At 63.3% G+C, this 1200-nt stretch carries 1 protein-coding gene; it reads right to left on the minus strand.

From position 1 onward, the window contains the following. Positions 1-1137 (minus strand): IS3 family transposase gene (locus IVA98_RS19330; protein WP_524536391.1). Its coding sequence is split into 2 segments (ribosomal slippage), with 1138 coding nucleotides annotated over them: positions 1-885 and positions 885-1137; the frame shifts between segments, so codons are not numbered across the junction. This gene is flagged as partial in the annotation. Between the last annotated feature and the right edge of the window lie 63 nt (positions 1138-1200).

Here is a 1200-nt window from a genome sequence, read left to right on the forward strand (position 1 = left end):
GTGGAGCAACGGGCGATCGGCGGAGCTGGTCGGGGTTGCGCAGCCGATCGCCCGTTGCGGTGAATGTGGCAGCGTAGGCCGCCGGGGTGAGGTATTTCAGCGAAGAATGCGGGCGGTCGCTGTTGTAGTCAGCAACCCACGTCGCAATCTTTGTCCTGGCGTCGTCGAGATCGAAGAACAGGGTCTCGTTGAGAAGTTCATCGCGCATCCGCCCGTTGAAGCTCTCGACGAAAGCATTCTGGATGGGCTTGCCGGGCGCGATAAAGTGCCAGTCGATGCCGGTGTCCTTGCACCAGGCCAGCATGGCGTTGCAGGTGAACTCGGTGCCATTGTCGGAGATAATCGAGCCTGGCTTGCCGCGCCGCTCGACGATCATCGTCAGTTCCCGAGCCACCCGCCGTCCGGAGATCGACGTGTCCGGGATCGCACCCAGGCATTCCTTGGTGACGTCGTCGACGATGTTGAGGACGCGGAAGCGCCGTCCATTGGCGAACTGATCGTAGACGAAGTCTAGGGACCAGCGTGCGTTCGGCTTGGCTTCCACCAGGACCGGCGCCCGGGTGCCTGTCGCTTTGCGGCGGGCCCGACGCTTGCGGACGGTGAGCCCTTCCTCCCGATAAAGCCGGTGGATCCGGTTTATGCCCGAAGGCTCGCCCTCCCGCCGCAGCAGAACGAACAGCCGGCGATAGCCGAACCGGCGGCGTTGGTTGGCCAGTTCGCGTAGCCGGGCGCGAAGCTCGGTGTCCGGCGGCCGGCAGGAGCGGTAGCGGATCATCTTCCGGTCCGCGCCCACAATCGAACAGGCCCGCCGCTCCGACAGGCCCATCTTGGCCTCCAGATGCGCCACTGCAGCGCGTTTGGCGGCGGGCCCTACCATTTTTTTGAAAGAAGCTCGCGTAGCGCAGCCGCATCCAGCATCTGCTCGGCCAGCAGCTTCTTCAGCTTCGCGTTCTCATCTTCCAGCGCCTTCAGCCGTCTGGCCTCGGAGACATCCATGCCGCCGAACCTGGCCTTCCAGTTGTAGATCGTCGCTTCCGATATCCCGTGCTTGCGAGCCAGGTCGGCGGTCTTCGCCCCGGCCTCATGCTCCTTCAACACGCCGATAATCTGCTCTTCCGTGAACCTTGCTCGCTTCATCCGTCCGTCCTTCTTCGGGGCGGACTCTAACTCCTTCTGGAGGAAATACTCAGTGGCAGGTCA

Origin of the sequence: Bradyrhizobium sp. 160 (assembly GCF_023073735.1) — a bacterium.
In the GTDB taxonomy this organism is placed as follows: Bacteria; Pseudomonadota; Alphaproteobacteria; order Rhizobiales; family Xanthobacteraceae; genus Bradyrhizobium.